The 23,001-nt window shown below is 71.6% G+C and carries 23 protein-coding genes and 1 pseudogene; 14 read left to right on the top strand and 10 right to left on the bottom strand.

The window, feature by feature from the left end; genetic code table 11:
• Nucleotides 1-8: 8 nt before the first annotated feature.
• The 6 genes from ITX44_RS06070 to ITX44_RS06045 all read left to right on the top strand — a co-directional run bounded on the left by ITX44_RS06070 (nucleotide 9) and on the right by ITX44_RS06045 (nucleotide 4,677).
• The gene (locus ITX44_RS06070; RefSeq protein ID WP_205355990.1) at nucleotides 9-1,283 is read left to right on the top strand and encodes an ATP-grasp domain-containing protein; all 1,275 of its coding nucleotides are present in this window, start codon (nucleotides 9-11) and stop codon (nucleotides 1,281-1,283) included.
• Complete coding sequence (locus tag ITX44_RS06065) at nucleotides 1,280-1,843, top strand: GNAT family N-acetyltransferase (protein WP_307795121.1); 564 nt, start codon at nucleotides 1,280-1,282, stop codon at nucleotides 1,841-1,843. The genes ITX44_RS06070 and ITX44_RS06065 overlap by 4 nt, the downstream gene beginning before the upstream one ends.
• Nucleotides 1,840-3,111, top strand: coding sequence for an ATP-grasp domain-containing protein (locus ITX44_RS06060; protein WP_205355989.1), 1,272 nt, complete (start codon nucleotides 1,840-1,842; stop codon nucleotides 3,109-3,111). Before ITX44_RS06065 ends, ITX44_RS06060 begins: the two co-directional genes overlap by 4 nt.
• Nucleotides 3,112-3,347: 236 nt before the next feature.
• Nucleotides 3,348-3,932 carry a hypothetical protein gene (locus tag ITX44_RS06055; protein ID WP_205355988.1) on the top strand — a complete coding sequence of 195 codons (585 nt, stop codon included), beginning with the start codon at nucleotides 3,348-3,350 and terminating at the stop codon, nucleotides 3,930-3,932.
• Between the two features lie 155 nt (nucleotides 3,933-4,087).
• Complete coding sequence (locus tag ITX44_RS06050) at nucleotides 4,088-4,381, top strand: hypothetical protein (RefSeq protein ID WP_205355987.1); 294 nt, start codon at nucleotides 4,088-4,090, stop codon at nucleotides 4,379-4,381.
• Nucleotides 4,378-4,677, top strand: coding sequence for a hypothetical protein (locus ITX44_RS06045; RefSeq protein WP_236060143.1), 300 nt, complete (start codon nucleotides 4,378-4,380; stop codon nucleotides 4,675-4,677). Before ITX44_RS06050 ends, ITX44_RS06045 begins: the two co-directional genes overlap by 4 nt.
• Before the next feature lie 93 nt (nucleotides 4,678-4,770).
• Here the strand turns inward: ITX44_RS06045 and ITX44_RS06040 are convergent, their stop codons facing one another.
• The 3 genes from ITX44_RS06040 to ITX44_RS06030 are packed head-to-tail and all read right to left on the bottom strand — an operon-like array spanning nucleotide 4,771 to nucleotide 7,549.
• Nucleotides 4,771-5,430, bottom strand: a complete 660-nt coding sequence (locus ITX44_RS06040; protein WP_205355986.1) for a methionine ABC transporter permease — start codon at nucleotides 5,428-5,430, stop codon at nucleotides 4,771-4,773.
• A gap of 3 nt (nucleotides 5,431-5,433) precedes the next feature.
• Nucleotides 5,434-6,534: a methionine ABC transporter ATP-binding protein gene (locus tag ITX44_RS06035; RefSeq protein ID WP_205355985.1), complete on the bottom strand. Its 1,101-nt coding sequence runs from the start codon at nucleotides 6,532-6,534 to the stop codon at nucleotides 5,434-5,436.
• 46 nt (nucleotides 6,535-6,580) lie between these two features.
• On the bottom strand, nucleotides 6,581-7,549 hold the full coding sequence (locus tag ITX44_RS06030) for a MetQ/NlpA family ABC transporter substrate-binding protein (RefSeq protein ID WP_205355984.1): 969 nt from the start codon (nucleotides 7,547-7,549) through the stop codon (nucleotides 6,581-6,583).
• A 511-nt stretch (nucleotides 7,550-8,060) separates the two neighbouring features.
• Between ITX44_RS06030 and ITX44_RS06025 the strand changes: the two genes are divergently transcribed.
• Nucleotides 8,061-8,696 (top strand): GNAT family N-acetyltransferase, encoded by a 636-nt coding sequence (locus tag ITX44_RS06025; protein ID WP_205356289.1) that lies wholly within the window; start codon nucleotides 8,061-8,063, stop codon nucleotides 8,694-8,696.
• Nucleotides 8,697-8,799: 103 nt separating this feature from the next.
• Here the strand turns inward: ITX44_RS06025 and ITX44_RS42955 are convergent.
• Nucleotides 8,800-8,919 (bottom strand): annotated as a pseudogene (locus tag ITX44_RS42955) (hypothetical protein); the annotation flags it as partial.
• A gap of 398 nt (nucleotides 8,920-9,317) precedes the next feature.
• On the opposite strand from ITX44_RS42955, the gene ITX44_RS06015 reads away from it, so the two are divergent.
• From ITX44_RS06015 to ITX44_RS05985, 7 genes are all read left to right on the top strand, one after another.
• Nucleotides 9,318-11,996: a M14 family zinc carboxypeptidase gene (locus ITX44_RS06015; protein WP_205355983.1), complete on the top strand. Its 2,679-nt coding sequence runs from the start codon at nucleotides 9,318-9,320 to the stop codon at nucleotides 11,994-11,996.
• 65 nt (nucleotides 11,997-12,061) lie between these two features.
• Nucleotides 12,062-13,363, top strand: a complete 1,302-nt coding sequence (locus ITX44_RS06010; RefSeq protein ID WP_205355982.1) for a threonine synthase — start codon at nucleotides 12,062-12,064, stop codon at nucleotides 13,361-13,363.
• Entirely contained in the window at nucleotides 13,360-14,148 is a 789-nt protein-coding gene (locus ITX44_RS06005) for an amino acid ABC transporter ATP-binding protein (protein ID WP_372440841.1), read from the top strand. Before ITX44_RS06010 ends, ITX44_RS06005 begins: the two co-directional genes overlap by 4 nt.
• 61 nt (nucleotides 14,149-14,209) lie before the next feature.
• On the top strand, nucleotides 14,210-15,145 hold the full coding sequence (locus ITX44_RS06000; RefSeq protein ID WP_205355981.1) for a transporter substrate-binding domain-containing protein: 936 nt from the start codon (nucleotides 14,210-14,212) through the stop codon (nucleotides 15,143-15,145).
• A 2-nt stretch (nucleotides 15,146-15,147) separates the two neighbouring features.
• Complete coding sequence (locus ITX44_RS05995) at nucleotides 15,148-15,828, top strand: amino acid ABC transporter permease (RefSeq protein ID WP_205355980.1); 681 nt, start codon at nucleotides 15,148-15,150, stop codon at nucleotides 15,826-15,828.
• A complete protein-coding gene (locus ITX44_RS05990; protein ID WP_205355979.1) occupies nucleotides 15,828-16,484 on the top strand; it encodes an amino acid ABC transporter permease in 657 nt (218 codons plus the stop codon). The genes ITX44_RS05995 and ITX44_RS05990 overlap by 1 nt, the downstream gene beginning before the upstream one ends.
• An 83-nt stretch (nucleotides 16,485-16,567) precedes the next feature.
• Complete coding sequence (locus ITX44_RS05985; protein WP_205355978.1) at nucleotides 16,568-17,239, top strand: GntR family transcriptional regulator; 672 nt, start codon at nucleotides 16,568-16,570, stop codon at nucleotides 17,237-17,239.
• 64 nt (nucleotides 17,240-17,303) lie between these two features.
• On the opposite strand, the gene ITX44_RS42550 is transcribed toward ITX44_RS05985, so the two are convergent.
• From ITX44_RS42550 to ITX44_RS05955, 6 genes are read right to left on the bottom strand one after another with little or no spacing between them, the layout of a single operon-like run.
• Nucleotides 17,304-18,815 carry an FAD/NAD(P)-dependent oxidoreductase gene (locus ITX44_RS42550; RefSeq protein ID WP_205355977.1) on the bottom strand — a complete coding sequence of 504 codons (1,512 nt, stop codon included), beginning with the start codon at nucleotides 18,813-18,815 and terminating at the stop codon, nucleotides 17,304-17,306.
• Entirely contained in the window at nucleotides 18,799-19,113 is a 315-nt protein-coding gene (locus tag ITX44_RS05975; protein WP_372440840.1) for a (2Fe-2S)-binding protein, read from the bottom strand. The genes ITX44_RS42550 and ITX44_RS05975 overlap by 17 nt, the downstream gene beginning before the upstream one ends.
• On the bottom strand, nucleotides 19,110-20,294 hold the full coding sequence (locus ITX44_RS05970) for an NAD(P)/FAD-dependent oxidoreductase (protein WP_205355976.1): 1,185 nt from the start codon (nucleotides 20,292-20,294) through the stop codon (nucleotides 19,110-19,112). The genes ITX44_RS05975 and ITX44_RS05970 overlap by 4 nt, the downstream gene beginning before the upstream one ends.
• Nucleotides 20,291-20,989: a GntR family transcriptional regulator gene (locus tag ITX44_RS05965; protein WP_307795120.1), complete on the bottom strand. Its 699-nt coding sequence runs from the start codon at nucleotides 20,987-20,989 to the stop codon at nucleotides 20,291-20,293. Before ITX44_RS05965 ends, ITX44_RS05970 begins: the two co-directional genes overlap by 4 nt.
• Nucleotides 20,986-21,987 (bottom strand): proline racemase family protein, encoded by a 1,002-nt coding sequence (locus tag ITX44_RS05960; protein WP_205355975.1) that lies wholly within the window; start codon nucleotides 21,985-21,987, stop codon nucleotides 20,986-20,988. Before ITX44_RS05960 ends, ITX44_RS05965 begins: the two co-directional genes overlap by 4 nt.
• Nucleotides 21,984-22,889 carry a dihydrodipicolinate synthase family protein gene (locus tag ITX44_RS05955; RefSeq protein WP_205355974.1) on the bottom strand — a complete coding sequence of 302 codons (906 nt, stop codon included), beginning with the start codon at nucleotides 22,887-22,889 and terminating at the stop codon, nucleotides 21,984-21,986. Before ITX44_RS05955 ends, ITX44_RS05960 begins: the two co-directional genes overlap by 4 nt.
• Nucleotides 22,890-23,001: the final 112 nt, after the last annotated feature.

Raw genomic sequence — 23,001 nt, 5'->3', positions numbered from 1 at the left:
TGCTCGTCATGCGCAAAAGCGTCCTGTGGCACGCCGACCACATCGACACGCTGCGCGCCATGGGCCGGGAGCTGCACCTGCTCACCGAGGTGCCCGGCCTCGACGTGGACGGCCGGTTCGCCGCGGTGACGGTGATCCCGGCGGGCCTGCCGGTGCGGGAGGCGGTGGACCGGGCGGTCGCGATCACCGCGGCCGAGGGCATCGGCACCGCGCTGACCTTCGCGGAGACCGACATCCACCTGACCTCGCTGGTCAACCGGCGGCTCGGGCACGCCTGGGCGGTTCCCGAGGCGGACGCGATCGCCCGGGACAAACGGCGGCAGCGGGAGTTCCTGGACGAGCACGGCCTGCCCACCGTGCGGCACGCGGCGGTGTCGAGCACGGCCGAGGGCCTGGCCGCGGCGGAGCGGATCGGCTATCCGCTGATCGTCAAGCCCACGCACGCCGCGTTCAGCCGGGGCGTGGCGCTGGTCTCCGGCCCGGAGGAACTGGAGGGCCGGCTCGGCGACATCGAGGAGCTGGCCCGCTCCGGCGACGGCAACTACTTCACCGGCGCCGAGCGGACGTACGCGCTGCTGGAGGAGTTCCTGCCCGGCGAGGAGGTGACGCTCGACGGTGTGGTGCTGTTCGGCCGGTTCCACCTGGCCGGGGTGATCAACAAGATGCACATGCCGGGGCCGTACTTCGAGGAGGACTTCTACACGCTGCCCTTCCGCCGCCCCGAGCTGGAACCGGAACTGGCGGGCATCGCCGAGGCCGTCGTCAAGCATCTGCGGGTGGAGCACTGCCTGTTCAACATCGAGCTGCGGCAGGACGCCGACGGGCAGTTCCGGGTGGTGGAGTTCAGCACCCGGATGAGCGGCGGGCAGAACTACCGCAACCTGCGCGAGGTGCACGGCATCGACGTGGTGCGGCTGTACGTCAAGGCGCTCGGCGCCGACGGCCACGAGGAGGTGTGGGCGGGCGAGACGCCCCGGCTGCCGGCCCGCCGCGCCACCTGCATCACGTACGCCTACCGGACCGGCGTGGTACTGCGGAACACCCCCGGGCAGGCGGCCCTGTCGCCGCACTTCCAGTCGTACGTGCCGGTGGCGCGGCCCGGCGACCGGCTGCGGCGGGCGCCGGAGGGCTACGACATCGCCGGCTCGCTGAGCGTGGCCGGCCCCTACCGCGAACCCGCCGACGTGGACCGGATCGAGGCGGTGGCCGCGGAGCTGGACCGGCGGCTGGACGTGCTGGTGGTGCCGGCGCCTCCGGCGCTTCCGGCGGGCGGTGCCGGGTGATCACCGCCGCGGGCTACGCGCTGCGCCCGGCGACCCGCGCGGACGCCGCCGAACTGGCCCGGCTGTACGCGGATCACGCCCGGTACGAGAAGGCGGCGCCGCCGCACCCGGACGCGGTGGCCGCGCTGCTGGACGCCGCGGCCGGGCCCGCGCCGCGGGCCTGGGCGCTGGTCGCGCAGCCGCCGGGCGCACGTGGCGCACCTGGCGGCCAACTGGCGGGGTACGCCGCCTATTCGCTGGAGTTCGCGGCCTGGAGCGTACGTGAGTACGTGCACCTGGACTGCCTGTACCTGGACGCCGAGCACCGCGGCAAGGGGGTGGGGGCGGCGCTGCTGGACGAGGTCGCCGCGCACGCGGGCCGGCTGGGCGCGCCGCGCGTGGAGTGGCAGACGCCGGACTGGAACGAGGGTGCCGTGCGCTTCTATCGTCGGTACGGCGCAAGGGGGTTGGCGAAAGTGCGGTTCAGTCTGCCCCTGCCCGCGCCCGTCCCGCCGGCCGATCCGGCACCCGGCGGATCCGTGTCCCGTACCCCCACCCCACCTCCTGGAGACCAGCAGTGATCGACGGCATAGGCCACGAGCAGGTCCTCTTCTTCGGCTTCAGCGCGAACATCCTGGGCAAGCTGGCCGGCGACCTGCCGGACGGCAGCGTGCTCGTGGTGGAGGAACCGGACGTCGTGCGCAAGCGCGACCTGCACCGCCTGGCCCTGAGCCACCCGATGGTCTCCCGGGTGGTGGAGCGGGAGTACCAGAAGGACGACGAGCTGCTGCGGCTGCTCAAGGAGGAGGCCCCGGCGGCGCTCGCCGTGGTGCCCGGTGTGGAGTACGGCGTCACCGCCGCGGCCGTCGCCGCCGACGTACTGGGTCTGCCGGGCGCCGGGCCGACGGGCGGCCGGGTGTTCCGCGACAAGCGGCGGCTGCGCGACCTCGCGGCCGGGGCGGGAATCCGCAACCCCCGCTACACCCTGGTGACCGGTCCCGAGGAGGCCGAGGCGTTCATGGCCGAGGTGGGCGGGAGCTGCGTGCTCAAGCCGACCGGCCGTCAGGCGAGCCTCGGCGTGCAGATCCTGTCCTCGCCCGACCAGATCCGGCCCGGCTGGTCGCTGACCACCGACCTGGAGGAGGGCCGGGTCGTCCCGGACCGGGGCATCCCGTCCGATGTGCTGATCGAAGAGGCCGTCCACGGCGCGGAGTTCAGCGTGGAGATGCTGGTCACCGGGGGCAGGCCGTGCTTTTCCAACGTGACCGCCAAGGACGTGCTGCCCGGCCGCTTCCCGGTGGAGACCGGCCATGTGCTGCCCGCGCCGATACCCGAGGACCTGCGGTCACGCCTGGTCGGCGCCACCGAACGCCTCGCGGCGGCGGCCGGCTTCGGGGCCGGGGTGCTGCACTGCGAGTGGATCGTGGACGACGACCCGTCCGGCGAGCCGGTCCTGGTGGAGTGCGCGGCCCGGATGCCGGGCGACGAGATCCCGCTGCTCATCCGGCTGGCCTACGACTTCCCCTTCATGCGCGCCTACCTGGAGACCCTGCTCGGCCGCACCCCCGACGTCCCGGCCGCCCCCGCGGGCGCCGCCGCCATCCGGTTCGTCCCCGCGGCCCCCGGCACGGTGACCGCCGTCGAGGGCGTCACCGAGGCCCGGGCCCTGCCGGGCGTCCACACCGTCCACGTCACCCCGGCCCCCGGCACGGTGGTACGCCCCACCCACTCCTCCTGGGACCGGGCCGGCGAAGTGATCGCCGAGGGCCCCGACCCGTCGGCCGCCGTCACCCTGGCCGAACAGGCCGCCGGGCTGATCCGCATCACGACGCAGGACGCGTCGGCCTGACCGACAGGCCCGGCCCGGGCCGGTTGTCGGTGCCCCCGGTTGTCGCCCGCCGACAACCGGGGAGGCCGACAGTGACCGGGGCTCGATGCGGAGCTCGGCCGCCTCGAAGTGCTGCACGCAGCGTGAAGTGATGGCTATGGGTGAAAGGGCGTCACGGGCATCGCGTGGCTGTCAGGCTGAGAACGGCACGGCAGCGGAGCACCTATGCGCCGCTGGGAGCGCGGCCGTACGGAGGCATGATGTCCACCAGCACCGATGGAGCCCGCCCCAACCCTCTGCGGGGATTGCCCGATCAGATCCTCCGGGCCGGGGCGGAGGTGTCCTCCCCGGCGGGCCTTCTCGACTTCATCGGGGAGGTGTCGACGTTGGCCGACGCGATCGAGGGCGGCCTGGCGAATGCCGCATGGCGCGGCCATCTCTCCGAGGCGGCCTCGGTCGATGACCGTCCCCCCATGCCGCAGGTGCAGGAGCTGCTGCGGCGCGGTGGCTTGGACAGGGAGGGCGCGAGCCCCGGGCACGCGGCGTTCGGCCAGACCGTTCTCAGCGCCATGCGGGCAGCCCGGACCCTCCACGACGCGGCATCGGCGGCGCGGGCAGCGGGCATCACCGAGGACGTACGTGTGCGGGTGGAGAAGGCTCAGGCCCGGCGCGACGCGGACGACGCCGCCTACTTCAAGGACACGATGGACGCGATCGCACGAGTCCTCGCCGAGACCGTCCCGGATGAAGCCCAGGAACGGACCACCCTCGCGCTCCAGCGCGAGCTCGCGGCGGTACGCCGGCGCCAGGGCGACGGGCAGAATTCGGCGGATGGCCGTTGAAGCACGCCGGGCCGGCGCTTCCGGCGAAGGCGACTACGCACAATTGTGCGGGGCACCCCGCCCGGTGACGGGACGAGCACGGTGATCGTGCCTGTCGTGCGCGCAGGTGCGCGTAGCATGCCGCGTGTATTCCGTATTCGCGATCGGAGGATCCTGTGAGCGCCCAGCCCGAGCAGCCCCAGGACCCCAGGGTCCGCGCGATCCCCCACACCATCAACGCCATCGGCGACGCCCTGTCCGGGGCGGACCGGGCCAGGTTCTACGCCGAAGTCCTCAGCGCCGAGGCGGGCCAGCCGATCGACGCGGTGATGGACCGCTGGTGGATGAAGGCAATGGTCGACCGGGTGCCCGGCGCGGAGCACAGCCGCGCGAACGCCGAGGCCGGACGGCGCCTGATCACCATCGACGACCTTGCCGAGCGGCTCGGCGTCCCCGAGGACGCCCGGTGACCGATCCCGGCGGCCGGGGACGCGGCGGCTGGCCCGCGTACGTGGAGCAGATGCCCGCGGCGGCCATGGAGGCCATGCCGCGCCCCTTGCACACGGCCGTCGCGCGCTTCATCAGGGCACTGGCCATCGAGGCCGGCGCCGCGATCGACGCCGGCAAGGAACCCCCCGGCAGCTCGGTGGGCGCCCACGACCACCGGTACCTGATCCACATCCCGGGCGAGCCGATCGTCATCGAGTACACGGTCCACCGCGACCTCCGCGAGCTGCGCATACCCGTCCTGGTCTGGATCCACTGACCGCAGGCCCGGCGGGTGGCCCGGCAGCCCGGCCGGCCCCGGCCGACGACCGCGCCACCCACCTCCTTCCGGGAGCAGCGGACACCGTACGGTTCACCGTCGAAGTGCGCGGCGGGCGAGCCAGTTGCCGAGGAATTGGCCGGCCTGCACGATGACGACGATCGTCGCCACGGTGATGTAGACGACCGGCCAGTTGTACCGCTGGGATCCGTAGGTGATGGCGAAGTCGCCCAGTCCGCCGCCGCCGAAGAGGCCCGCCTGGGCGGACATGTCGACGACGGCGACGAAGATGAACGTGTAGCCGAGGATCATCGGGCCGAGCGCTTCGGGGATCAGCACGGTCAGCAGGATGCCGACCGGCCGGGCGCCGGCGGCTCGGGCGGCTTCGATCACGCCGGGATCCACGGTGAGCAGATTCTGCTCGACGATCCGGCTGATCGCGAACGCCGCGGACAACGACAGGGCGAAGGTGACGGCGTTCGTACCGATCGTGGTGCCGATCGTGTGCAGCATGACGGGCTGGATCGCGGTGAGGAAGATGACGAACGGGATCGGCCGTATCACGTTGACCAGCACGTTGACCGCCAGGAACACCGCCCGGTTGGCCATCAGGTTGCCCGGGCGGGTCGCGTACAGCACCAGTCCGAGAGCCAGGCCGAGCAGCCCGCCGGCGACGACCGAGATGATCACGATGAAGAAGGTCTGCCGGATCGCCTCCCGGTACACCGGCAGGTTGGTGACGAACTCGTGCATCTTTCAGGCCCCTTCCTGGGGGTCCGGCTCGGGGTCCGGGTTCTCCTCGATCACGTCGACACCGTCGGAGCGCAGCGCCGCGAGCACGGCGTCCACGGCCGCGCCGGGACCGGTGAGGTCGAAGGTCAGGCTGCCGACGGGGCGTTCCTGGAGTTCGCTGATGCCGCCGAACACGATCTCCGCGGCCACCTGGTGGTCCAGGAAGGTACGGGCCAGGCGCGTCTGGAAACCCTGCTGGTCACGCACCCGGACCGTCACGAGCCGCCCGCTGTGCGTGCGCCGCAGCCGTGCCAGCGTCGCCGGTGACGGGCGGTCACGCAGCGCCGTGCCGACGAAGCGCCCGGCCGCCTCGGTCCGAGGGCGGGCGAAGACGTCGTAGACGCTTCCGGTCTCCACCAGACGGCCGGCGTCCAGCACCGCGACCCGGTCCGCGGTCGAGCGGATGACGTCGAGCTCATGGGTGATGATCACGATGGTGACACCCAGGTCGCGGTTGACCCGCCGCAGCAGGGCCAGCACCTCGCCGGTCGTCTCCGGATCGAGCGCGCTGGTCGCCTCGTCCGCCAGCAGCAGCGACGGCTCGGTGGCCAGGGCCCGGGCGATGCCCACCCGCTGCTTCTGCCCGCCGGACAGCCGCTCGGGGTGGTCATGGGCCCGGTCGAGCAGGCCGACGAAGTCCAGCAGCCGTGCCACCCGGCGGTCCCGCTCGGGCCGGCGCACACCGGCGACCTTCAGCGGATACGCGACATTGCCGGCGACGGTGCGCGACCGGAACAGGTTGAACTGCTGGAAGATCATCCCGATGTCGCGCCGCACCTCGCGCCTGTCCCGTTCGCTCAGCGCGGTCAGGTCGTGCGGGCCCACGTGCACGCGGCCCGAGGTGGGCGTCTCCAGGCCGTTGATCAGCCGCACCAGGGTGCTCTTGCCGGCCCCCGAGTAGCCGATGATGCCGAACACCTCGCCGCGGCTGATCTCCAGGCTGATGTCCTCCAGCGCCACGAGCGGGGCGCCGCGGCGGCCCTTGCCGGGGAAGGTCTTGCCCACGTGCTCGAAGCGGACGTGCACCTGTGGCGGCGCACCGGCCGCCTGCGTACCGACGGACATCGGCCTCCTCGTCTCCGTCTCCTCTTCCGGTGCGGGCTGCTGCGCGCTACTTCCGCGCGGCCCCGGCCTGCTGTTCCACGGTCGCCAGTTCCGACTGCAACTGCGCGGCCGGCACCGTACGGAAGACCGCGGTTCCGCCGTTGGCCTGCTGCACTCCCTTCTCCACGGACGGGTCGTGGTAAAGCGCGGCCAGCTTCAGATAGGTCGCGTTGTCCTTGTCGGCGCTGCGGGCGACGAAGATGTTCACGTACGGCGCGGCCGCGGTGCCGGCCGGGTCGTCCTGGAAGATGGCATCCGACGTCGGCAGTTTCGCGCTCGTGGCGTAGTTGTTGTTGACGATCGCGGCGGCCACCGAGCCGTTCTGCACCGCGCCGGCGGTCTGCGAGGCGTCCAGCGTCACCACGTCGACCTTGTGCGTCAGGACGTCGTCGGTGGTCGAGAAGGCCGTGCCGCCGTCCTTCAGGGTCAGCAGCCCGGCCGACTGAAGCACCAGCAGACCGCGGGCCTGGTTGATCGCGTCGTTGGGAATCGCCACCTTCGCCCCGTCCGGGAGCGCCGAGGGCGTGCGGTACTTCAGCGAGTACAGCGGCAGCGGGTACACCGCGGTGGCACCGATGGGCTGCAGATCGTCGTGCGCGGTGGTGTTGTAGTTCGCCAGGTACTGAATGTGCTGGAACTCGTTGAGGTCCAACTGCTTCTCGCGCAGCGCCGGATTGGGCTGACTGTAGTCGTTGAAGTTCACGTACTTCACGGTCACGCCCAGCTTCTGCTTCGCGAGGTCGGCGAAGGTCCGCCAGTACGGCTGGGAGGCGTCGACCACACCGATGCGCACGGTCCGGGAATCGTCCGAGCCGCCGGTGAACGACAGGACCAGGCCGACCACCAGGGCGGCGGCCAGCACCACCGCTGCCGACACGATCCATGCGATGCGCCGCCGGCCGCCACCGCGCGACGGCAGTCGGGGCTCGGCATCCGGCTCGTCCGGGGCCCCGCTCGATATGGGTGACTCGGGCATGACAGTTACCTCCAGGCAGGTTCAGGGGGTGGAGCGGGCGGTGCGCGGTGCGGCACGATCAGGAATCGAGCGGCGGGCGCGTGGATCCGGCCGGACATGCCGCGGCCGGCGCGCAGTTCACCGCGCGGTGCGGGCGGCACGAGGGAGCAGCAGGTCCAACGGCCGACCGGGCCAGGTGAAAGGCCGTGGCGCGGAGGCGGCCACGGGCGCAGGGGAAATCAGCGCGGTCGGCTCAGGTCGTGCGGTGCCGCGAAGAGGTCAACGACACAGACAGCTGGCAACCTGGACGTAATCGACCGGGCGTCGACTCGTCAACAGGGCAGCAGTACTCATGCCGCACACGCTAGCAGCTCGCGCGCGGCGCCGGGGTCCACTCCCCCGTGCCCGTGAGGGGCGCCATTGCCCGGTGCTTCTCGGGCAGTTAGCGTGATCTTCGGCCCGGGGCGCGGTGCCGTGCCCGGCCCGGGAACCGGACGGCTTCGGCCCCCACGCAGAAAGGCTTGCCGTGCCCATGGAGTTCTCCGGCGCCGACGCCACTCGCGGCGGGGCGCGCGCCGTTCCGGCCGGCACGGCGGCGCAGTACGAGGTGCGGCCGGCGGCGCTTGCGGATCCCCTCGTACGACCGCTGCTGCGCGAACTGGAAGAGGAGTACAGCACCCGTTACCCGGGGCGTGCCGGCGGACGCGCGGAGCTGGCCCGCTACCCCGCCGAGGAGTTCGAACCGGCACACGGCGGGCTGCTGCTCATGCTTCTGCGGGACGGCGAGCCCGTCGCCGGAGGCGCCTACCGCCGATACGACGAGCAGACCGCCGAGCTCAAGCGGATCTGGACGCACAGCGCCCACCGCCGCAAAGGGCTGGGCCGCCGCATCGTCAGCGCACTGGAACAGGCCGCCGCCGCGGCCGGCTACCGGCGCGTCTACCTCACCACCGGCCCCCGCCAGCCGGAGGCCAAGGGCCTCTACCTCGCGGCCGGATACACCGCGCTGTTCGACCTGAGCGCCGACCCGGAAACCCTCGGCGGCCCACTCCCCTTCGCCAAGCACCTCGTCGGCACCTCACCGGTCCGCCCCGACGAATTCCGCCCCACCCCGCGCGTGGACTTCGGCCCCGCACCTGCCACGGACGGCCGCCCCCACAGCAGTTGACGCCCGCCGCGGGGTCCGGCCGTCTCGGGTCAGGACCGCCGCGGCGCACCCGGACCCGGCCCAGGCACGCCTCAGCCGCGGCGGCCGCCCGGCCGACGTGCTCAGCCACGAGCCGCCGCGCCCGCTCACCGTCACCGTCCTGGACAGCGGCCAGGATCGCCCGATGCCTGTCAACGGCCTTCGCCGGCTGGGCGCTGCAGCCGGCCCCGAGCTGGTTCGGAATGGCGAGCGGCGCAGTGTCCGCGGCCTGGATCGCTTCGTCCTCCTCGCCCCGATGCGTGCCTCAGGCCCGCCCTGCCGGGCCGCCGCGCGGTATGTGTATTGAATATTAAATCCAACTTGGAAGCGTTGCCGCCTCTCGCCGGCGGCTGGCACATTGCGTTTTACGCAAGGTTTTCAGGCCCCGGGACCGGAGCGCCCGCGGAGCACGCGGGTCCGCCCGACAGCCGGCGCGCAGCGCACCGCGCGCGGCACCCAGGCATCTCGACGGCCATTCGTGGCGCAGCGTCGCGCCACGAATGGAGTTGCACGACACCCCGCACACCAGCGGAGTCGGCCCACCCCGACCCCGCGACGGAGAACGGTCCGGTCAGGCCGGGCCGCGAAAGGCGATGTCGTCAGATGACCAGCAGCGAAAACTCGAACCTCTCCCGCCGCACCCTGCTCAGAACCACCGCTGCCGCAGGCGCAGGGGCAGCCGCGACCGTGATCCACCCGGGTGTCGCCTCGGCGGCCCCGGCCACCCCCGCGACGGACGACCCCCACCGGCCGTCCGCCGGAACGCAGCAGAAGGGCCGCATACCGACTCCCGCGGAGTACTTCGGAACGCCGATCGGAACCGACGGCTTCCTCGCCCAATGGCACTCGATGGTCCCGTACTTCCAGCTCATCGCCGAGCGCAGCGACCGGGTGACGTACGAGGAGATCGGCAAGACCACCCGGGGAAATCCGTACATCCTGCTGACCATCAGCTCGCCGAAGAACCTGGCCCGTCTCGACGAGCTGGTCGCCACCAACGCCCGGCTGGCCGACCCCCGGGGCCTGTCCGAGGCCGACGCGAAGAAACTGGCCACCCAGGGCAAGCCGTTCTACTACGCGCAGGCCGGCATCCACTCGACCGAGGTCGGCAACTCCCAGGCCGCCATCGAATGGGCCTACCGGCTGGCCACCGAGCAGTCCGACTACATCGAGAAGATCCTCGACAACCTGGTCATCCTGCTGCAGCCGTGCCAGAACCCGGACGGCATCGTCCTCGTCAACGACTACTTCGCCGCCACCGCCGGCACCGCCTATTCCCGCACCTATCCCGACCTGTACAACAAGTACACCGGCCACGACGACAACCGTGACTGGATCATGCTCACCCAGGTCGAGAGCAAGTACAACGTCGCGATCCTGAACAAGTACCGCCCCCAGGTCTTCCAGGACTCCCACGGCGCCAGTTCCGGCTCTCCCCGGCTGTTCACCCCGCCGTACCTGTCGCCGTACGACCCCAACATCGACACCATCCTGGTGCAGCAGACCGACACGGTCGGCCTGGCGATGCAGCGCGGCATGACCGCCGCCGGCATGAAGGGCAACGGCTGGGGATCGGAGTACGACTACTGGTCCCCGTCCCGGCAGTACTGCGTCTACCACGGTTCGGCGCGCATCCTCACCGAGGCGGCGGCCGCCGCCAACCTCGCCTACCCGCAGGTGGGTACGAAGCCGCTGGGCCAGCAGACCACCGACATCAACTTCATCGAGCCGTACGACTCGAACACCTGGACGCTGCGCAACATCGTCGACTGGGTCTCCCAGGCCTTCTACTCGGGGCTGGAGACGGTCGCCTACGACACGTACAACTGGCTGTTCAACACCTACCGCGTCGGGGTCAAGGCGGTCACGCGGACCAGCCCCTACGCCTATGTCATCCCGGCCGGGCAGCGCGACCCGCAGGCGGTCCTGGACGCCCTGGAGATCTTCCACCTCGGCGCCGTCGAGATCCACCAGGCGCAGGCCGCGTTCACCGCCGACGGCAAGCAGTATCCGGCGGGGTCGTACATCATCCACCTCCAACAGCCCTACGCCGGGTTCGCCAAGACCCTGCTCGAGGTGCAGGACTACCCGCAGCTGCTCCAGTACCCCGGGGGCCCGCCGCAGCGGCCGTACGACACCACCGCGCAGACCCTGCCGATGCTGCTCGGCTTCCAGGCCGACCTCGTCACCACGTCCTTCCCGGCCGACACGAAGCTGCTGAGCTCCGTCAGGCCCCCGGCGGTCGTCACACCGCCCGCACCGCCGAGCACCGGGGCGTACGCGATCGGCCCGGAGTCCTACGGGGTGTTCCGGATCGTCGCCGCGCTCCAGAAGCAGAACATCCCGACCTTCCGTGCCGCCGCCGCGTTCACCGACAACGGCCGCACCTTCGCCGCGGGCACCTTCCTCGTGCCGCCGTCCCGGGCGGCCCAGCAGCTCCTGGAAGCCCAGTCGAAGGCCACCGGCATCCCGGTGTCCGCCCTGCGCGCCGTGCCCTCCGTGGCCGGCGTCCAGCTCAAGCCGGGCACGAGAATCGGCCTGCTCAAGCCCCCGGACAACATGCCGTCCGGCTGGCTGATGTGGACGTTCGAGCAGTACGGGGTGGACTACTCGGTGGTGGCGGCGAGCGACTACGCCGACCTCGCCGGCCGCTACGACGCCATCGTCATGCCGGAAGGGGTCAGCAAGAACTCCATCGTCAACGGCCTGAACCCGAAGAACTATCCACCGGACTGGGCGTGGGCGTTCGGCGTCGGCACCACCGGCTGGAACCAGCTGCACGACTTCGTGACCGGCGGCGGCACACTGGTCACCTTCGGCAGCGGCACCGCCACCGCCCAGTCGCTGTTCGATCTGCCGATCGCCTCCACCCTCCCCGGCGGCTCCTCCTCGGACTTCTACTGCCCGGGATCGCTGCTGAGCCAGGAGTTCGACGCGCAGAACCCGGTCGCGTGGGGCGTGCCTGCGGACAACCCCGTGTGGTTCGTCTCGGACGACGCCTACCGGGTGACCGACACCAGCACGTACCCGGTCGAGGTGGTGGCGAAGTACCCCGACAGCGGCAACCAGTTGCGAAGCGGCTGGCTGATCGGGGGCGAGAACCTCGACGGCGCGGTCAACGGGCTCGCCTGGACGATCGGCGACGGTTACGTCGTCACCTTCGGCAACGAGATCGGCTTCCGTACCTGGAACCGGTCCGAGCAGCGGGTGCTCTTCAACGCCGCCTACTACGGGCCGTCGACGAAGCTCACGGCCGACCGGTTCCGGCGCCTCGGACAGTAGAACGTCGCGTGGCGGGCGCGCCCCGCGCCCGCCACCGCGGAGCCTCACGGAGAGGAAGTCACCGGTTGTATCCCGACGACGGGAAATGGACCAGCGCGCTGACCCACCTGGAGTGCGGACGGTGCTTCGAGCGGTACGACGCGGACGTGCCGCAGAACGTGTGCCGCTGCGGCGCGCCGCTGCTCGCCCGCTACGACCTCGACCGGGTCCGGACCTCGGTCCGGCCGCAGGACATCGCCGCGCGCGGCGCGGACCTGTGGCGATACCGGGAGCTGCTGCCGGTACGGGATCCCGCGCATGTGATCACCCTCGGCGAGGGCTGGACACCGATCCTGCCGCTGCCCGGGTACGGCCGGCGGATCGGCGTACCCGGCCTGCTCGCGAAGGACGAGGGGATGCTGCCGACCGGCAGTTTCAAGGCCCGCGGCGCGGCGGTCGGCGTCTCGCGCGCTCACGAACTGGGGGTGCGGCGCCTGACACTGCCGACCAACGGCAACGCGGGCGCCGCCTGGGCCGCCTATGCCGCGCGGGCCGGTACGGAGTGCCTGGTGGTGATGCCCGCGGACGCTCCGCAGGTGACGCGGAAGGAGTCGCTGGCGGCCGGCGCCCGGGTGTACGTCGTCGACGGTCTGATCGGCGACGCCGGCCGCATCGCGGGACAGGCGGTGAAGGACGGCTGGTTCAGCGCCGCGACGCTGCGGGAGCCGTACCGCATCGAGGGCAAGAAGACGATGGGCCTGGAGATAGCCGAACAGTTCGGCTGGCGGGTGCCGGACGTGGTGGTCTACCCCACCGGTGGCGGAGTCGGCCTGATCGGTATCCGCAAGGCGCTCGACGAGTTGACCGCACTCGGGTGGATCTCGGGGCGGCTGCCCCGGTTCGTGGCCGTGCAGTCCACCGGCTGCGCGCCGATCGTGCGGGCCTTCGAGGCGGGGGCCGAGACCGCCGAACCGTGGCCGGCTGATCAGGCCCGCACCGTCGCGTTCGGCATCAACGTCGCCGCCGCGCTGGGCGACTTCCTCATCCTGTCCGCGCTGCGGGACAGCGACGGCACGGCGATCGCCGTCGACGACCGGGAGATCCTCCAGGAGCAGGTGGCCTGTGCGGCCTCCGACGGTGTGCTGATGTGCCCGGAAGGGGCCGCGACGCTGGCCGCGGTACGCCGGCTGCGCGCCGACGGCTGGCTCGGCGGGGACGAGGAGGTCCTGGTCCTCAACACCGGAAGCGCGCTGAAGTACGAGGACTCCTTGCAGGTCGGCCGGCCACCGCGGCTGGCACGTGACGCCGACCTGCCGCCGGAGGCCGCCGCCACGGCGGGCCCGGGCGACGCCCTGCGCGCGGACGGCGACCGGCGGACGCCGCGATGACGAACCCGCCGAGCGTGGACGGTCCCTCCGCCCGGCCACCCGCCGACCCTCGGGCGGCGATGGTGGAACTGCGCGGCGTGCACAAGTCGTACGGCAGCGTCGAAGTGCTCAAGGGCGTCGACCTGACGGTGGCCCGCGGCGAGGTGGTCGCCGTCATCGGCCCGTCCGGTGGCGGCAAGAGCACCCTGCTGCGCTGCGTCAACCTGCTGGAGCCGGTGAGCGCCGGGCAGGTACTGCTGGAGGGCGAGGACCTGACGGCGGCCGGCACCGACCTGAACACGGTACGACGGCGTATCGGCATGGTCTTCCAGCAGTTCAATCTCTTCCCGCACCTGTCCGCCGTCGACAACCTCACCCTGGCGCCGCGCAAGCTGCTGCGGATGCCCAAGGACGAGGCACGGAAGCGGGCCTTGGCGCTGCTGGCCCGAGTGGGCCTGGCCGACAAGGCCGACGCCCACCCGCGACAACTGTCGGGTGGGCAGCAGCAACGGGTCGCCATTGCCCGCGCGTTGATGATGGACCCGCACGTGATGCTCTTCGACGAGGTGACCTCCGCACTCGACCCGGAGCTGGTCAGCGAGGTCCTCGACGTCATGCGGGACCTCGCCCGCTCCGGGATGACGATGCTCTGCGTCACCCACGAGATGGGCTTTGCCCGCGAACTCGGCGACCGTCTGGTGTTCGTCGACGGTGGCGTCATCGCGGAGCACGGCCGCCCGGCCGATGTCCTGGACCGGCCCCAGAACGACCGAACCCGCCAATTCCTCCGCAAAGTCCTCCGATAACCCGCCGATTCCTCCGCAAGTCCTCCGACAGCCCGCCAGATCGAGCAAAAGGATGCACACCGTGAGATCGAAGTTCGGCATTGTCATCGGCGCGGCGATGGTCATGGTCCTCGCCGCGGGCTGCTCCTCCTCGTCCTCCTCGTCCGGGGGTTCGTCCGCGTCGGCCGGCGGCTCGGGCGGTGCCACCGCCACCGGCAGCCCCGTCGACGTGGGGGCGCCGCTGCCCGACGAGGTGAAGAGCAAGGGCAAGCTGACCGTCGGCGTCAAGTGCGACTACCCGCCGTTCGGATACATCGACGAATCGTCGAAGAACGCGGGCTTCGAGATCGACATCGCCCACCAGTTGGCCTCCTACGCTTTCGGCGACCCCAACGCGCTGACCCTGACCTGCGTGACCGGATCCAACCGGGTGTCGTTCCTGACCTCCAAGCGCATCGACCTGATCGAAGCGACCATGAACTACACCCAGGAACGCGCCCAGACCATCGACTTCTCCACTCCCTACTTCGACAGCGGCGTGAAACTGCTGGTGCCCAAGGACTCCCCGATCACCTCCTTCGGCCAACTGGCCGGCAAGTCCGTCATCAGCATCTCCGGCGCCACCGCCAGCCTCTGGCTGAGCCAGTGCATGAAGGACGTCAAGCAGTCCCTGTTCACCGAGACCAGCCAGGCGCTGACCGCGCTCAACCAGAAGCGCGGCGTCGCGTTCGCCCAGGACGACACCCTCCTGCTCGATCTCGCGGCGAAGAACTCCGCACTCAAGGTCGTCGGCGACGCCAAGGCCGACAGCCCCTGGGGAATGGGCGTCCGCAAGGGCGACACGCAGATGCTCACCTGGCTCAACGCGGCCCTGGCCCACCTGCAGCAGGCCGACTTCTTCTGGACCGATTTCCGGAAGACCGTCACCGACACTTCCGTACAGCAGCAGTTCGCCAAGTACGTACCCCGCCCGGGCAGCAACCTGACCTACCCGTCCGGCTCCACCCTTCAGTGCTGAGCATGCCCGACGCCGCCGGCTACCACTTCGAACCGGGCTTCATCGCCCACCACCTCGGCGAGCTCGGCTCCGGCCTGCTGCGAACGCTGGCCATCAGCAGCATCGGCATGGCCGGCGCCCTGCTCGTCGGGGTCCTGCTCGGCGCGATCAGCTCGCTGCGCATACCGGTGGCCCGGCACCTGATCACCGTCTACGTCGAGGTGTTCCGCAACACCCCGCTCCTCGTGCAGATCTTCTTCCTGTACTTCGCGCTGCCCGACATCGGGCTGCAATTCGAGGGTTTCACCGTCGGCTGGCTGTCCCTGCTTCTGTGGGGCGGTGCCTACAACGTGGAGAACTTCCGCGCCGGCTTCGAAGCCGTCGAAGGCGGCTACGTCGAAGCCTGCCGGGCCCTCGGCTTCTCCCGCCCGGCCGCCTTCCGGCACGTCACCCTCCCGCTCGGCGCCCGCATCGCCCTGCCGTCGGTCACCAACATCCTCATCTCCGTCTTCAAGAACTCGTCGTTCATGGTCGCCATCAGCTACCCCGAACTCACCGACACCGCCGTCAACATCGTCGCCGTCAGCTTCCGGGTCTTCGAGATGTTCCTTGCCATCGGCGTCATCTACCTGGGGCTGGTCTGGCTCATGTCCCTGGGCGCCGGGGCCGTCGAACGTCACTACGCGATACCCGGAGGACATTGATGGCCCCATGGGTCGGGCCGGTGGCGAGCTACCTCGCCACCGGCCTGCGCGAAACGGCCCTGCTGGCGCTCGCCTGCGTCGCCGCCAGCCTCCTGGCCGGAACACTGGTCGGCTCCGTACTCACCCTGCCCAGCAGAGCGGTGCGGGCGCCGGCCCGGGTCTACGTCGAGATCTGGCGGGGCCTGCCGATCATCATCATCCTGTACTTCATCTTCTTCGTGCTGCCCATCATCGGACTGCGGGTGGACACCTTCGGCGCCGCCGTCATCGGACTGTCCCTGTGGGGCAGTGCCAACGTGGCCGAAGTCGTCCGCGGGGCCGTGCAGTCGGTGCCCCGCGGGCAGGCCGAGGCCGCCGCGGCGCTGGGCTTCTCCTGGACCGGACGCATGCGGTACGTCCTGCTGCCCCAGGCCGCGCGGCGAGCACTCCCCCCGCTGATCGGACTGGTCGTCAACCTCATCCAGCAGACGTCACTGGCCGCCGTCATCGGACTGCTCGACATCCTCGAGGCATCGCAACGCTCGATCGAACGCCTCACCCTCTCCGGCGGCTCCTCCCATGCCGTACCCATCCTCGGGGCCGTACTCGCCGTCTACTTCGTGATCTGCCTGCCCCTGACGATGCTGTCCCGCTGGTACGAGCGGAGGCTTCACTGAGGTGTCCGGCCGCGCCGATCGCCTTCGGGGCAGCGGCGCGATCGGTACCATCGTCACGGGAGAAAGGGGGGAACCCGGCGACCATGACCGTCCCGCGCCGCACCCTGCTGAACGCTGCCTACGACCATGTGCGGGGTGCCATCCTCGACGGCTCCCTCGCGCCGGGCTCCCGCGTCACCGTGCGTCCCCTCAGCGAACAGCTCGGGCTCAGCCCGACCCCCATCAAGGCCGCCCTGGCCGCACTCGAACGCCAGGGCTTCCTCATCGCCGTCCCGCACCGCGGCTACTTCGTCCCCGAGACCGGCACCGACGACCTGCTGGAGCTGTACGAGCTCCGGGAGGCGCTCGACGGAATCGCCGCGCGCCGGGCGGCCGTGGCACCCGACCACGCGCGGATGGCCGTCCAGCTCAGCCGGCTGCTGGTCAGGCAGCGCAAGGCCATCGAGGCCGGCAACCTGCATTCCTACGGGGAGCTGGACCTGGCGTTCCATCGCCTCATCTGGGAGGGCTCGGGCAGCCGACGGCTCATCCCCATCGCCGAGAACCTCATCGCCCAGGTACGCCTGGGCAACCGCCTCTCCGCCCAGGCCCCCGGCCGACTGCCGGTCGCCCTCGACGAGCACGAGGCCATTCTCGAGGCGATCCGCACCGGAGACCCCCGCGCCGCGGAGCAGCACATCCGCCTCCACGTCCGCCAGGCGGGCCATGCCCTGCGCCGCTACCTCGGGGCGCAGGACGCCGCCGAGCGGGCCTAGTGCTCCAGTCGTCCACGCCAAAACGTGTTCTGTTGGAGCCGGCCCGGCGGTGGCTGGTAAATCGTCATTCGCCGTCTCTGTTCACGGCTTCCTCGCCGGTCCGGGAGTCCCCGCCGGCCCGGTCGGCCGCTCCGCCCTCGGCCAGGGCGGCCAGTTCGCCGAGCGGAACCGGGACGGCGGGGGTGCGGCCGGAGAGTGGGCGCAGGTCGTCCGCGGTGGGCCGGCGGCCGCTCGGGCAGGCGGCGATGCCTGCGGTCGCGTAGCCGCAGATCCGGCCCTGGCACCAGCCCATACCCGGCCTGGCCAGCATTTTCAGGGTGCGCGCGTCGGTCGCGCCGAGGTCGTCCACGGCGTGCCGCAACTCTCCGTAGGTGACCTCTTCGCAACGGCACACCACGGTGGAGTCCAGGAGCCATTGCGGCCAGGCGGCCGGGACCGGATAGGCGCGGTGCATGGCGTGGGCGAACCGTCGTCCTCGCCGGATCCGGGCCTGGGTGCGCCGGATCTCGGCGGCCCCGCCGGGCAGGGAGCCGAGCGAGACGGCCAGGGCGAGGGCGCTGAGCCGGCCCTCGCTGACGGACAGGGCGGCGCCGCCCACGCCGGTGGCCTCACCGGCGACGTACACACCGTCGATGCTGCTGCGCTGGAGTTCGTCGACCGCCACGACCAGGGAGCCGTCGATGTCCTGCCGGGTGGTGGCGCCGAGCATGAGCGGGAGTTCGAGTGAGGGCGTGAAGCCCCAGCCGAGGGCCACCAGGTCGGCGGCGATCTCCCGTTCGGGTCCGGCCGGCCGGCCCTCGCGGTCCGTCTTCACCGTTCGTACCGCCTCGACCCGGCCGTCGCCGAGGACGGCGCGGACGACGGTCCTCGTACGGTACGGGATGCGGTGGCGCGCCAGCGTGGCGGCGTACTGCGCGGCCTCGACTCCCTTGCCGGGGGCGGACACGGCGCCGACCGGGTCACGCAGCCAGCCGAGCGTGGCGTTGGCCTCGACGACGGCCGCGACCTGTGCGCCGGCGCGGGCGAGCCCGGTGGCGACCGGAAGCAGGAACGGCCCGGTCCCGGCGACGACGGCGCGCCGGCCGGCGAGGGTGCGCTGTCCCTTGAGCAGTGCCTGCACTCCTCCGGCGGCCATGACGCCGGGCAAATCCCAGCCGGGAACGGGCAGTTGGCGGTCGTACCCTCCGGGGCACAGGATCAGCGCGCGGGCCACGACGGGTTCGCGGCCGCCGGTTGTCCCCGGGGTCGGCACGGTGGGGGTGACCCGGAGGGTGAACGTCCCGCCGTCGTCACGGGTGGCGAGCCACACCTGGCGGCCGGGCAGACAGTGGATGCGCCCGGCGGTGCGCAGGGCGTACAGGCGGTCGCGCAAAGCGGTGAAGGCCGGCCAGCCGTGGTGGCCGTGGCGGTCCTCCGGGCGGGCCCGGTTCTCGTCGTAGTGCCGCCAGAACTGGCCGCCGGGCTGTGCGGCGGCGTCGACGAGGGCTACGTCCAGCCCCGCGTCGGCCGCCTCGACGGCGGCGGCGAGTCCGGCGGGACCGGCGCCGACCACGGCCACGTCATGCGTCCGCGGCATCGCCGTCCTCCTTCGCGTGCGTCCCTGCGCCGTCACGGTCGTCGTCGCCGGATTCCAAGGCGTCGCCCAGGCGCATGCCGTCGGCCGCCGGGACCAGGCAGGCGCGCTCGGCACGCGCGCCGTCGATGGTGATGAGGCAGTCGAAGCAGACGCCGATCCCGCAGAAGAGCCCGCGCGGCCGCCCCTGCTTGCGGGTGGTACGCCAGTCGGGGATTCCGGCGGCGACGAGGGCCGCGGCGACGCTCTGACCGGGCTCGGCGGGGACCTCGGCGCCGCGGAAGGTCATCCGGTACGTCACGGGGAAACCTCCTCGGCGCCCTGGTGCGGGTCGGAGAAACGGTCGGGGGCGAACGGCGCCAGGTCGAGGTCCGGCCGCTTGCCCGCCAGGCCCTGGGCGATCAGCTTGCCGGTCCCGGCGGCCAGGCCGATGCCGGCGCCCTCGTGGCCGCAGGCGTGCCACAGGCCGGGCGCGCGCGGGTCGGGGCCGATCACCGGGAGGTGGTCGGGGCAGTAGGGGCGAAAGCCGTGGTACGTACGCATCAGGCGCACCTGGCGCAGCATCGGGAACAGCGCGACGGCCTTGGCCGCGAGGGTGCTGATGGCCGGAACGGACACCGTACGGTCGAAGCCGACGCGCTCGCGCGACGCGCCGATGAGGATGGTGCCGCTGTCCGTGCCCTCGACCACGGGCGAGGTCTGCAGGGCGGCGTCGGAGCTGGCCACGTCGCCCACGTACTCGGCGGCGTACACCTTGTGCCGGATGGTGCGGGGCGGCATGGGCTCGGTGACCAGGACGAATCCCCGCCGGGGGCGGACCGGGACCGGCACGCCGGCCAGGTCCGCCACCTCCCCCGCCCAGGTGCCCGCCGCGTTGAGGACCGCGCCGGCGCGGATGTCGCCCGTGGTGGTGCGCACGCCTGTGACGCGGTCGCCACTGCGCAGCAGGCCACTGACCTCGGTACGGGTGCTCACCCGCGCACCCATGTCCCGGGCCAGGCGCAGCAGATGGGCCACCGCGAGCATCGGCTGCACCTGCGCGTCCTGCGGGTAGTAGGCGGCCCCGCGCAGGTCCCGTGACACGTGCGGCTCGTAGTCGGGCAGTTCGGCGTGCCCGACATCATGGACCTCGACACCAGCGGCGCGCTGCTGGACGTTGAGGTCCCGCAGCGAGGCAAGGCTCCCCTCGGTCGCGGCGACGACCAGACCGCCCTTGGCCTCGAACTCCCACCGGCCGGCGTGCTCGGCCAGGTCCTCGCGCCAGGTCCGCTGCGAGTAGAGCGCGAGGTCGAGTTCGGGGCCGGCCTCCTTGTCGGAGACCAGCAGGTTGCCCTCCCCCGCGCTGGACGTGCCCGAGGCGATCGCGCCGCGTTCCACGACGATCACCCGCAATCCGGCCAGCGACGCGAAGTACGCGCAGGCCGCGCCCACCACGCCGGCCCCGACGACCACCAGATCCGCGCCCGCCGGGCCCGCCGTCACGGGGCGTCCTCGGTGCCGCCGGCCCACAGCCCCCGTACGTGGGCGATATGACGGCGCATCAGTTCCTCGGCGGCCGCCGCGTCGCGGGCCTCGATCAGGTCCATGAGGGCGTGGTGCTCGGCGGCCGAGTGGCCCAGCCGGCCGCTGTGCAGCAGCGGGGACAGGCCCAGCAGCCGGGTCTGGTTGCGCAGGTCGGAGACGACGTCCACCAGGTGCCGGTTGTCGCTGTAGCCCAGCACGGTCAGGTGGAAGACGTGGTCGGCCCTGATGTAGCCGACCAGGTCACCGCGTTCGACGGCGTCGACGATGGCCTGCGCCAGTTCCCGCAGGGCCGGAAAGTCCGCCTCGGGAATCACCGGCACGCAGGTGCGTACGGTCGGCGGCTCGATGAGCAGGCGTACCGCGGCCAGGTTGTCGAGGTCCTGCTCGGAGACCTCGGTGATACGGAAGCCCTTGTTCGGCTGGGCGACGACCAGGCCCTCTTTGACCAGGTCCAGCATCGCCTCCCGGACGGGCGTGGGCGAGACACCGAAACGCGCGCCGAGCGTGGGCGCGGAGTAGACGACGCCGGGCTCCAGCTCGCCGGAGATGATGGCGGCCCGCAACGCCTCCCTCACCCGGTCGCGCAGCGTCTCCCGCTGGCCCAGATGCTGCAGGTTCGGGGTGGACAGTGCGTTCACGGACAGTGCGTTCACAGCAGGAATCCCGCGGGAAACGGGTCGGTCGGGTCGAGGTGGAACTGCGAGGTGCCGGTCACCCAGGCCCGGCCGGTGATCGAGGGCAGCACCGCGGGATACGGCCCGACGGCGGTCTCCCCGAGGAGGCGTCCGGTGAAGCGGGTACCGATGAAGGACTCGTTCACGAAGTCCTTGCCGATGCCCAGTTCACCGCGGGCGTGCAGTTGGGCCATGCGGGCGCTGGTGCCGGTGCCGCACGGGGAGCGGTCGAACCACCCGGGGTGGATGGCCATGGCGTGCCGGGACAGTTCGGCGGTGGAACCGGGAGCCTTGAGGTAGACGTGATGGCAGCCGGAGATGTCGTCGCGCTCGGGATGGACCGGCCGGGCCGTACCGTTCACCGCGTCCATCACGGCCAGCCCGGCGGCGAGCAGATCGGCCGACCTGGACCGGTCGAACGGGAGCCCCAGGTCGGCGAGATCCACGATGGCGTAGAAGTTGCCGCCGAACGCCAGGTCGTACCCCACCTCGCCGTAGCCGGGCACCTCCACCTTCGCGTCCAGCGCGTACGCGAAGGACGGTACGTTCTCGATGGTGACGGACGTGGCGGCGCCGTCCTCGACCGACACGGAGGCGACGACGAGTCCGGCGGGAGTGTCGAGCCGGATCGTGGTCACCGGCTCGGTGACCGGCACCATGCCGGTCTCCACCAGGACCGTGGCCACCCCGATCGTGCCGTGGCCGCACATCGGCAGCAGGCCGGACACCTCGATGAACAGCACCCCGTAGTCGGCGTCGGGGCGGGTCGGCGGCTGCAGGATCGCCCCGCTCATCGCGCCGTGGCCACGCGGCTCGTACATCAGAAGCGTGCGGACGTCGTCGCTGTGCTCCATGAACCACAGCCTTCGCTCGGCCATGGTCACGCCGGGGATCACGCCCACGCCACCGACGACCACCCGGGTCGGCATGCCCTCGGTGTGCGAGTCGACGGCATGGAAGGTACGCCGGGACCTCACTTGTAGCCCTTGGCGAGTACGGCCTCGGTCTCGGCGGTGATCCGGTCGGTCTGCTCGGGCGACAGCGACAGGCGCGGCGGGCGGCAGGCACCGCCCTCGAGGCCGGCGATGTCCATCGACAGCTTGATCGCCTGTACGAACTCGGTCCTGGAGTCCCAGCGCAGCAGCGGGTGCAGGTCGCGGTACACCGGCAGCGCCTTGGCGAGGTCGGCGGGGTCGCCGGAGGTGGCCAGCCGGAAGAGCTCGACGGTGCTCTCCGGGATCATGTTCGGGTAGCCGGCGATCCAGCCGACCGCGCCGGCCATGCCCAGTTCGAGCAGCACATCGTCGGCGCCGACAAGGATGTCCAGGCCGGGGGCCAGCTCGGCGATCCGGTAGGCCCTGCGGACGTCGCCGGTGAACTCCTTGACGGCGACGATCAGGCCCTCGTCGAAGAGCTCGGCCAAAAGCTCGGGGACGAGGTCGACCTTGGTGTCGATCGGGTTGTTGTACGCCACGACCGGCAACCCCACCTCGGCGACCGCCCGGTAGTGCGCCACGACCGCTCCCCGCTCCGCGCGGTAGGCGTTGGGCGGCAGCAGCAGCAGCGAGCCGGCTCCGGCGGCGGCGGCCTGCTCGGCCCAGCGGCGCGCCTCCAGTGATCCGTACGCGGCCACACCGGGCATCACGCCGAATCCGTCCGGCGCTGCCTGAACAGCCGTCTCGACCACCCGCGCCCGCTCCTCCGCGGTCAGCGTCTGGTACTCGCCCAGCGAACCGTTGGGCACCACACCGTCGCAACCGCCGGCCGCCAGGAAGCGCACATGCTCGGCGAAGGCGTCGTAGTCGACGGACAGATCGTCGTTGAACGGCAGGGCGCTGGCGACGTGGACGCCGCGCCAGGGCTTCGCAGGGTTGGTCATGCCACGGCTCCTCGAGTGAAGGTGCCGAAAGGCTAACAGTGCAATGTCACATCGCATAGATCCCGGTCGTTGATCCATTTCTCCGGCTCATCGGGGCGGCCAGGGCCCCCGC

It is taken from the genome of Actinacidiphila acididurans (assembly GCF_016918855.1).
Lineage (GTDB): Bacteria > Actinomycetota > Actinomycetes > Streptomycetales > Streptomycetaceae > Actinacidiphila > Actinacidiphila acididurans.
The sequence above is the reverse complement of the archived record's forward strand: the minus strand, read 5'-3'. Positions and strand labels throughout refer to the sequence as shown.

Excerpts from the sequence above, each read along its gene's own strand:
- ITX44_RS05995 (WP_205355980.1), top strand. The coding sequence starts at position 15,148 with ATGCCCGACGCCGCCGGCTACCACTTCGAACCGGGCTTCATCGCCCAC.
- ITX44_RS06005 (WP_372440841.1), top strand. The coding sequence starts at position 13,360 with ATGACGAACCCGCCGAGCGTGGACGGTCCCTCCGCCCGGCCACCCGCC.
- ITX44_RS42550 (WP_205355977.1), bottom strand. The coding sequence starts at position 18,815 with ATGCCGCGGACGCATGACGTGGCCGTGGTCGGCGCCGGTCCCGCCGGA.
- ITX44_RS05955 (WP_205355974.1), bottom strand. The coding sequence starts at position 22,889 with ATGACCAACCCTGCGAAGCCCTGGCGCGGCGTCCACGTCGCCAGCGCC.
- ITX44_RS06070 (WP_205355990.1), top strand. The coding sequence starts at position 9 with ATGCGCAAAAGCGTCCTGTGGCACGCCGACCACATCGACACGCTGCGC.
- ITX44_RS06030 (WP_205355984.1), bottom strand. The coding sequence starts at position 7,549 with ATGCCCGAGTCACCCATATCGAGCGGGGCCCCGGACGAGCCGGATGCC.
- ITX44_RS05985 (WP_205355978.1), top strand. The coding sequence starts at position 16,568 with ATGACCGTCCCGCGCCGCACCCTGCTGAACGCTGCCTACGACCATGTG.
- ITX44_RS06040 (WP_205355986.1), bottom strand. The coding sequence starts at position 5,430 with ATGCACGAGTTCGTCACCAACCTGCCGGTGTACCGGGAGGCGATCCGG.
- ITX44_RS05990 (WP_205355979.1), top strand. The coding sequence starts at position 15,828 with ATGGCCCCATGGGTCGGGCCGGTGGCGAGCTACCTCGCCACCGGCCTG.
- ITX44_RS06055 (WP_205355988.1), top strand. The coding sequence starts at position 3,348 with ATGATGTCCACCAGCACCGATGGAGCCCGCCCCAACCCTCTGCGGGGA.
- ITX44_RS06015 (WP_205355983.1), top strand. The coding sequence starts at position 9,318 with ATGACCAGCAGCGAAAACTCGAACCTCTCCCGCCGCACCCTGCTCAGA.
- ITX44_RS06025 (WP_205356289.1), top strand. The coding sequence starts at position 8,061 with ATGGAGTTCTCCGGCGCCGACGCCACTCGCGGCGGGGCGCGCGCCGTT.
- ITX44_RS06035 (WP_205355985.1), bottom strand. The coding sequence starts at position 6,534 with ATGTCCGTCGGTACGCAGGCGGCCGGTGCGCCGCCACAGGTGCACGTC.